Origin of the sequence: Aquipuribacter hungaricus (genome assembly GCF_037860755.1) — a bacterium.
Lineage (GTDB): Bacteria > Actinomycetota > Actinomycetes > Actinomycetales > JBBAYJ01 > Aquipuribacter > Aquipuribacter hungaricus.
On record NZ_JBBEOI010000171.1, the window covers coordinates 1 to 7727 of the forward strand.

Annotated in this window: 6 protein-coding genes and 1 pseudogene; 5 read left to right on the forward strand and 2 right to left on the reverse strand. The window is 74.7% G+C overall.

Annotated elements, in window-relative coordinates:
* Positions 1-702, forward strand: a 702-nt coding sequence (locus tag WCS02_RS14955; RefSeq protein WP_340294603.1) for a DnaJ C-terminal domain-containing protein, incomplete at its 5' end; no start/stop codon positions are given.
* Between the two features lie 56 nt (positions 703-758).
* Positions 759-1124, forward strand: coding sequence for a heat shock protein transcriptional repressor HspR (locus WCS02_RS14960; RefSeq protein ID WP_376984069.1), 366 nt, complete (start codon positions 759-761; stop codon positions 1122-1124).
* A gap of 44 nt (positions 1125-1168) precedes the next feature.
* Here WCS02_RS14960 and WCS02_RS14965 read toward each other — a convergent pair whose 3' ends face one another.
* Positions 1169-1993, reverse strand: a complete 825-nt coding sequence (locus WCS02_RS14965; protein WP_340294607.1) for an HAD-IIA family hydrolase — start codon at positions 1991-1993, stop codon at positions 1169-1171.
* A gap of 123 nt (positions 1994-2116) precedes the next feature.
* Between WCS02_RS14965 and clpB the strand changes: the two genes are divergently transcribed.
* A complete protein-coding gene (clpB, locus tag WCS02_RS14970) occupies positions 2117-4714 on the forward strand; it encodes an ATP-dependent chaperone ClpB (protein ID WP_340294609.1) in 2598 nt (865 codons plus the stop codon).
* A 39-nt stretch (positions 4715-4753) separates the two neighbouring features.
* Here clpB and WCS02_RS14975 read toward each other — a convergent pair whose 3' ends face one another.
* Positions 4754-5605 (reverse strand): hypothetical protein, encoded by an 852-nt coding sequence (locus WCS02_RS14975; RefSeq protein WP_340294611.1) that lies wholly within the window; start codon positions 5603-5605, stop codon positions 4754-4756.
* A gap of 131 nt (positions 5606-5736) precedes the next feature.
* Between WCS02_RS14975 and WCS02_RS14980 the strand changes: the two genes are divergently transcribed.
* Both WCS02_RS14980 and WCS02_RS14985 read left to right on the forward strand, forming a co-directional pair.
* Positions 5737-7329, forward strand: coding sequence for a sugar porter family MFS transporter (locus tag WCS02_RS14980; RefSeq protein WP_340294613.1), 1593 nt, complete (start codon positions 5737-5739; stop codon positions 7327-7329).
* 134 nt (positions 7330-7463) lie between these two features.
* Positions 7464-7727 (forward strand): annotated as a pseudogene (locus WCS02_RS14985) (aminopeptidase); the annotation flags it as partial.

Here is a 7727-nt window from a genome sequence, read left to right on the forward strand (position 1 = left end):
GGCCGCGGTCGCGCCCCCGGCGGCCAGCGCCGCAGCTCGGCCGGGTCGGCGGAGTTCGACGACCTGCTCGCCGACCTGCTCGGCCAGCAGGGCGGCGGCTTCTCCGGCGGCAGCACCCGCGGCCCCGAGAAGGGCGGCGACCTCACGGCCACCGCCCGGGTCGGCTTCGCAGCCGCGCTGCGCGGCACCGAGGTGAGCGTCCCCGTGGTCGACCCGACCGGCGGCACCCGCACCGTGCACGCGCGCCTGCCCGCCGGCGTCGCCGACGGCCAGAAGGTCCGGGTCCGCGGCAAGGGCTCGCGCGGCTCCGGCGGCCCGGGCGACGTCATCGTCACCGTCCGGGTCGAGGGCGACGACGTCTTCACGTGGGACGGCACGTCCCTCAGGGTCAGCGTCCCGGTGACCTTCGCCGAGGCGGCCCTGGGCGCCACGGTCGAGGTGCCCACCCTGGACGGGGTGGCCCGGCTCAAGGTGCCCGCGGGCACCCCGTCGGGCCGGACGTTCCGGCTCAAGGGCCGTGGCCCCGCCGTCCGGGGCGTGGCCTCCGACGTCCTCGCGACCGTCACGGTCGTCGTGCCGCAGAAGCTGTCCGACCGGGCCCGCGAGGCGGTCGAGACCCTGCGCGACGCCGAGGGCGACGCCGACCCGCGCGCCGGCCTGCTCGCCGCGGCCGAGGCGTCGAGGGAGAAGGCGTCGTCGTGACCGAGCCCCCGCTGCAGCGCGCCTACGTCATCTCCGTGGCCGCGGAGCTCGCGGGCATGCACCCGCAGACGCTGCGGCAGTACGACCGCGAGGGCCTGGTCACGCCCACCCGGACCCGGGGCGGGGGGCGGCGCTACACCGACGAGGACATCGAGCGGCTGCGCGAGGTGCAGCGCCTGTCCCAGGAGGAGGGCGTCAACCTGGCCGGCATCCGTCGCATCCTCGAGCTGGAGGAGGAGACCCGCCAGCTGCGCGGGCAGGTCGACGACCTGCGCGACGACCTGCGCCGGACCCGTGCCGCCGCCGACCGCGTGTTCGCCGCGGGCCCCGGCGGGATCGTCGCGCTCGCCAAGGGCCGCCGGCCGCAGCGCCGGCCGGTCTCCACCGCCCTCGTGGTCTGGCGGCCCGGCTCCCGCGACTGAGCCGCCCGTCGTCCGTCCGCCCGAGGCTCGGGACCGAGCCCGGCTCAGACCAGGTCGAGCAGCTCCGCGACGGACCCCCGCACCAAGCTCGGCCGGTAGGGGAACGCGTCGACCTCGTCGGCCTGCGTGACGCCGCTGAGCACCAGGACGGTGCGCAGGCCCGCCTCCATGCCGGAGATGACGTCGGTGTCCATCCGGTCCCCGACCATCGTCGTGGTCTCCGAGTGCGCGCCGATCATGTTCATCGCGTACCGGAACATCATGGGGTTGGGCTTGCCGATGACGTACGGCCGGCGACGTGTGGCGGTGGCGATGAGCTCGGCCACCGCGCCGCACGCCGGCAGCGGGCCCTCCGGCGACGGGCCGGTCGGGTCGGGGTTGGTCGCGATGAAGCGGGCGCCCGCACCGACGAGCCGGATCGCCTTGGTGATCGCCTCGAAGGAGTACGTGCGGGTCTCGCCGAGGACGACGTAGTCCGGGTCGGTGTCGGTGAGCACGAAGCCGGCGTCGTGCAGGGCCGACGTGAGGCCTGCCTCGCCGACGACGTACGCCGAGCCGCCGGGCCGCTGGTCGGCGAGGAACGTCGCCGTCGCCAGGGCCGAGGTCCAGATCTCGTCCTCGAGGATGTGCAGCCCCATGGACTGCAGCCGCGCCGCCAGGTCGCGCGCGGTCCAGATCGAGTTGTTCGTCAGCACGAGGAACGGGCGCCCGGCGGCGCGGAGCGCGGCCACGAAGGCGTCCGCGCCCGGGATCGGCCGGCCCTCGCTGACCAGCACGCCGTCCATGTCGGTGAGCCAGGCCCGCGACCGGAAGCCGTCGGTGTCCGCGGCCTCGACGGGGTGGCGGGGGTCGGGCTGCTCCGTGGCCATGGACCGAGGGTAGGCGCCGGGGCCCCGGCCGCCCCGTCCGCGCGACGCACCCGGAGAGTTGACAACGACGGGCTCAACTCTCACCATTGAGCCAGACCGGCTCAAGCTCTCAGGAAGGGTCTCGTGGACCTCTCGCTCACCACCCGCAGCCAGGAGGCGCTGTCCTCCGCCGTCCGTCGTGCCAGCGCGGCGGGCAACCCGTTCGTCGAGCCCGCGCACCTGCTGCTGGCCCTGCTGACCGCCCCCACCGGCGTGGTGCCCGGCCTGCTCGAGGCCGTCGGCGCCGTGCCCGAGGAGCTGCGCGGCCGCGCCGACGTCCTGGTCCGGGCGCTGCCGAGCGCGTCCGGCAGCTCGGTCGCCGAGCCCCGGGTGTCCCGCCAGACCCACGCCACCCTGTCCGCGGCCGGCGACGAGGCGCGCGCCCTCGAGGACGCGTTCGTCTCCACCGAGCACCTGCTCCTCGGGCTCGCCGCCGACACCGGCAGCGCGGGCCAGGCGCTCCGGGCCGCCGGGGTCACCCGTGACGGCCTGCTCGCAGCCCTGCCCGGCGTCCGCGGCAGCGGCAAGGTCACCTCCGCCGACCCCGAGGCGACGCAGGAGGCGCTGCAGAAGTACGGCCGCGACCTCACCGCCGACGCCCGCGAGGGCCGCCTCGACCCCGTCATCGGCCGCGACGCCGAGATCCGCCGCGTGGTGCAGGTGCTGAGCCGCCGCACCAAGAACAACCCCGTCCTCATCGGCGAGCCCGGCGTCGGCAAGACCGCGGTCGTCGAGGGCCTCGCCCAGCGGATCGTGTCCGGCGACGTGCCGGAGTCCCTGCGCGACAAGCGCCTGGTGTCGCTCGACCTGGGCGCGATGGTCGCCGGGGCCAAGTACCGCGGCGAGTTCGAGGAGCGGCTCAAGGCCGTGCTCGCGGACATCGAGGCGGCGCAGGGGCAGGTCGTCACCTTCATCGACGAGCTGCACACCGTCGTCGGCGCCGGTGCGGCCGAGGGGTCGATGGACGCCTCCAACATGCTCAAGCCGCTGCTGGCCCGCGGGGCACTGCGCCTGGTCGGGGCCACCACGCTCGACGAGTACCGCCAGCAGATCGAGAAGGACGCCGCGCTCGAGCGCCGCTTCCAGCAGGTCTTCGTCGGCGAGCCCGGTCCCGAGGACACCATCGCCATCCTGCGCGGGCTCAAGGAGCGGTACGAGGCGCACCACAAGGTGATCATCAGCGACGGCGCCCTGGTCGCCGCGGCGACCCTGTCGCACCGCTACATCCCCGCGCGCAAGCTGCCCGACAAGGCCATCGACCTCATCGACGAGGCCGCCTCGCGGCTGCGCATGGAGATCGACTCCTCGCCGGTGGAGATCGACGAGCTCCGCCGCCAGGTCGACCGGATGCGGATGGAGGAGATGGCGCTGTCCCGCGAGGACGACGCCGCCTCGGCCGAGCGCCTGGAGCGGCTGCGCACCGAGCTGGGCGACGCCACCGAGCGGCTGCGCGGCCTGCAGCTGCGCTGGGACGCCGAGAAGGGCTCCCTCAACGCGGTCGGCGACCTCACCGTCCGGCTGGAGGAGCTGCGGGCGCAGGCCGAGCGGGCCCAGCGCGACAACGACCTGGAGACCGCGAGCCGGCTGCTGTACGGCGAGATCCCCGAGGCCGAGAAGCAGCTGGCCTCGCTCGAGTCGGGCCGCCCTGCCGTCGCCGACGCCGACCGCATGGTCAACGAGCAGGTGGGCGCCGACGACATCGCCGAGGTGGTCGCGGCCTGGACGGGCATCCCCGTCGGCCGCCTGCTCGAGGGCGAGACCGAGAAGCTCCTGCACATGGAGCAGGTGCTCGGGCAGCGCCTGGTCGGCCAGGACGAGGCCGTGCGCGCGGTGTCCGACGCCGTGCGCCGCTCCCGGGCCGGCATCTCCGACCCCGACCGCCCCACCGGCTCGTTCCTGTTCCTCGGTCCCACGGGCGTGGGCAAGACCGAGCTGGCCAAGTCGCTCGCGGACTTCCTGTTCGACGACGAGCGCGCCATGGTCCGCATCGACATGAGCGAGTACGGCGAGCGGCACTCGGTCGCCCGCCTGGTCGGGGCGCCCCCCGGCTACGTCGGCTACGAGTCCGGCGGTCAGCTCACGGAGGCGGTGCGGCGCCGGCCGTACTCGGTCGTCCTGCTCGACGAGGTGGAGAAGGCGCACCCCGAGGTGTTCGACGTCCTGCTCCAGGTGCTCGACGACGGACGGCTCACCGACGGGCAGGGGCGGACGGTCGACTTCCGCAACGTCATCCTCGTGCTCACCTCCAACCTGGGGTCGGCGGCCCTGATGGACACCTCGGCCTCCTCGGCCGACCGGCGCGCCATGGTCATGGACGCCGTCCGGCACGCGTTCCGCCCGGAGTTCGTCAACCGCCTCGACGAGATCGTCGTGTTCGAGCCGCTGAGCATCGAGCAGCTGGGCAGCATCGTCGAGCTGCACGTCCGGATGCTCGCCGCGCGGCTGGCCGAGCGGCGCCTCGTCCTGGACGTCACCGACGCGGCCAAGGAGTGGCTGGCGCTCACCGGCTACGACCCGGCCTTCGGCGCGCGGCCGCTGCGCCGCCTCGTCCAGCGCGAGATCGGCGACCGGCTGGCCCGGGAGCTGCTGTCGGGCGGGGTCGTCGACGGCGACACCGTGCGGGTCGACGTCGACGAGGCGCGCACCGGCCTCGTCGTGGGGCCGGTGGTGCTCGCCGCCTGACGGGCCCGCCGTCCGGTCGCAGCCCTGGCGCGCTCCCCGTCAGGGCAGGAGCGGCGCCTCGAGCGGGCCGTCCAGGTGGTAGACCAGGCAGTGGACCTCCCGGTCGGCGTACAGCAGCCAGGACTCCTTGGTCGGGGTGAAGGTCCAGTAGTCGAGCCCGCCGTCGGGGACGACGCCGGCGGCCTCGAACACCGCGGCGGTCGCCCTCTGGCAGGCGTCGAACGCGTCCTCCTCGACCGTCGCGTCCCCCGGCCAGGAGTCCCCCTCGAGCTGGAGCTCGGCGACGACCTCCCCGTCGTGGGGGACGTCGCAGGGGAGGGTGGCGATCTCGTAGAACTCCTCGGTCTCCGGGTCGTCGAAGCAGTCGCCCAGCGCGAGCTCGTCCGTCGTCTTCATCACCGGACCGCCGTCCACGGGCTCTTGGGAGGGGGCTGCCACGGGGTCGTCCGCCACGGGGTCGTCTCCCGCGGTGCCGGCGGCGTCCTCGCCCGTGTCCTCGCCCAGGTCTGCGCCGGTGCCGTCGGCCGCGACCGGGTCGGTGCCCCCGGCGGGCGCCGCGGCGGCCTCCTCGGTCTCGGCGCCGGACCAGCCCTCCTGCAGCCCGTCGACGACCGCCGGACCGACGGCGGCGACCAGCAGGGCCTGCCCGGCCAGGACGACGGCGGACACGACGAGACCGGCGACGGCCAGGCCCCGTCCTCGCCGCCGCCCTCCCGCGGTGCGGACCAGGCCGACGACGCCGGCGACCAGGCCGACGACCGTGAGCCCGACCACCCCGCAGACCAGCGCGACCACCGACCAGGCGTCGAGCGGTCGCGGTGCGGGGACGGCGTCGGGGGCGCCGGCCGGGGACCAGGAGGGCGGCGGCGGGTAGTCGAACGAGGTGCTCACCGCAGCAGCGTCGCAGCGGCCGGTCCGCGCCCGCCGGCGTCCGCGGTTTGACCACCCGGACGGAGGGGTACCCCCCGCGGCACGGACCGGTACGACCGGCGCCACCGCCGGCACGCGACGAAGGGGTCGGCATGGCGCACGAGGGCAGCAGCAGCGCAGGGGGCGGGGCGGGCAGCACGGGGTCCTCGCGCGGGGACGGCCGCGGGGGCGACGGGCTCGACCGCGACGGGCGGGACCATGACGACCAGGGCCTCGACGGTGGCGGCCGGGACGACGACCAGGCCGTCGGCGGGCGGAGCCACGCCGCCAACGCCATCCTCATCTCCGTCGTCGCCGCCATCGGCGGCTTCCTGTTCGGGTTCGACACCGCGGTCATCAACGGCGCCGTCGACGCCCTCGCCGGGGAGTTCGAGCTCAGCGCCGGTCTGACCGGCTTCGCCGTCTCGTGCGCGCTGCTCGGCTGCGTCGTCGGGGCCTGGTTCGCCGGCTCGGCCGCCGACCGCTTCGGGCGCCCGCGCGTCATGGTCGCCGCCGCCGTCCTGTTCACCGCCAGCGCGATCGGCTCCGGCCTCGCGTTCGGCGTCTGGGACCTCATCTTCTGGCGCGTCGTCGGCGGCCTCGGCGTCGGCGTCGCCTCCGTCATCGCCCCCGCCTACATCGCGGAGATCGCCCCCGCCGCCATCCGCGGTCGGCTCGGCTCGCTCCAGCAGCTGGCGATCGTCACCGGCATCTTCCTCGCCCTGCTGTCCGACGCCTTCCTGGCCGGCCAGGCGGGCGGCGCGTCGGAGGACCTCTGGCTCGGCCTCGCGGCCTGGCGCTGGATGTTCATCGCGGGCATCGTCCCGGCCGTCCTCTACGGCGTCCTCGCCCTCACCATCCCCGAGTCGCCCCGCTTCCTCGTCGCACGCGGAGAGGACACCCGCGCCCGCGACGTGCTGCTGCGCCTCATGAGCGGCAGGGCCGCCAGGGAGCGCATCACCGCGATCAAGAAGTCGATGGAGGGCGAGCACCTCGTCGGCCTGGCCAACCTCAAGGGGCCGCGACTCGGTCTGCGGCCCATCGTCTGGGTCGGCATCCTGCTGTCGCTGTTCCAGCAGCTCGTCGGGATCAACGTCATCTTCTACTACTCCACGACGCTGTGGCGCTCGGTCGGGTTCGAGGAGAGCGACGCGCTCACCATCACCGTCATCACGTCGGTCACCAACGTCGTCGTCACCGTCATCGCCATCCTGCTCGTCGACCGCGTCGGCCGCCGCCCGCTCCTGCTCACCGGGTCGGCGATGATGACGCTGTCGCTGGGAGCGATGGCGCTGAGCTTCACCCAGTCCACCGGCAGCGGCGACGACGTCAGCCTCGGCGCCCCCTGGTCGACGATCGCCCTGGTCGCCGCCAACGTCTTCGTCGTCGGGTTCGGTGTCTCGTGGGGCCCGGTCGTCTGGGTCCTGCTCGGCGAGATGTTCCCCAACGCGCTGCGGGCACCGGCCCTCGCCGTCGCCGCGGCCGCGCAGTGGGTCGCCAACTTCGCGGTCAGCACGACGTTCCCCTGGATGTCGCAGAACCTCGGCCTGTCCGTCACCTACGGCGGCTACGCGGTCTTCGCGCTGCTCAGCGGGCTCTTCGTCCTCACGCAGGTGCAGGAGACCAAGGGCCGCGAGCTCGAGGACATGACCGGGGCGACCGGGCGGGACCGCGGCGCCGACCGGCAGCCCGCGACCACCGGCTGACAGGGGGGTCCGGGGTGCTCCGGCACCCCGGACCTATGCCGTCCCCGACATATCTCTCCGCAGATCCTGTTGCTGGGGCCCCCCGACGGGTTACGTTGCGCCGGTCCAGGGGGACCCCGTCGAGAGGTAATCGCATGATCAGCTCCACCAGCAGGTCCCGGAGGCTCGGCACCGTCGCCGTCGCCGCCGGCTCCCTCGTCGCCGCATCGCTCGTCTCGCTGCCCGCCAGCGCGGCCCCGGCCGTCCGCGGCTGCGACTCCCGCACCAACAACACGACCGCCAAGCTGCTCGAGTGCGTCCGCGTCGAGGGCGTCATGGAGCACCTCGAGGCGCTGCAGGCCATCGCCGACGCCAACGGCGGCAACCGCGCCTCGGACACGCCCGGCTACCAGGCCAGC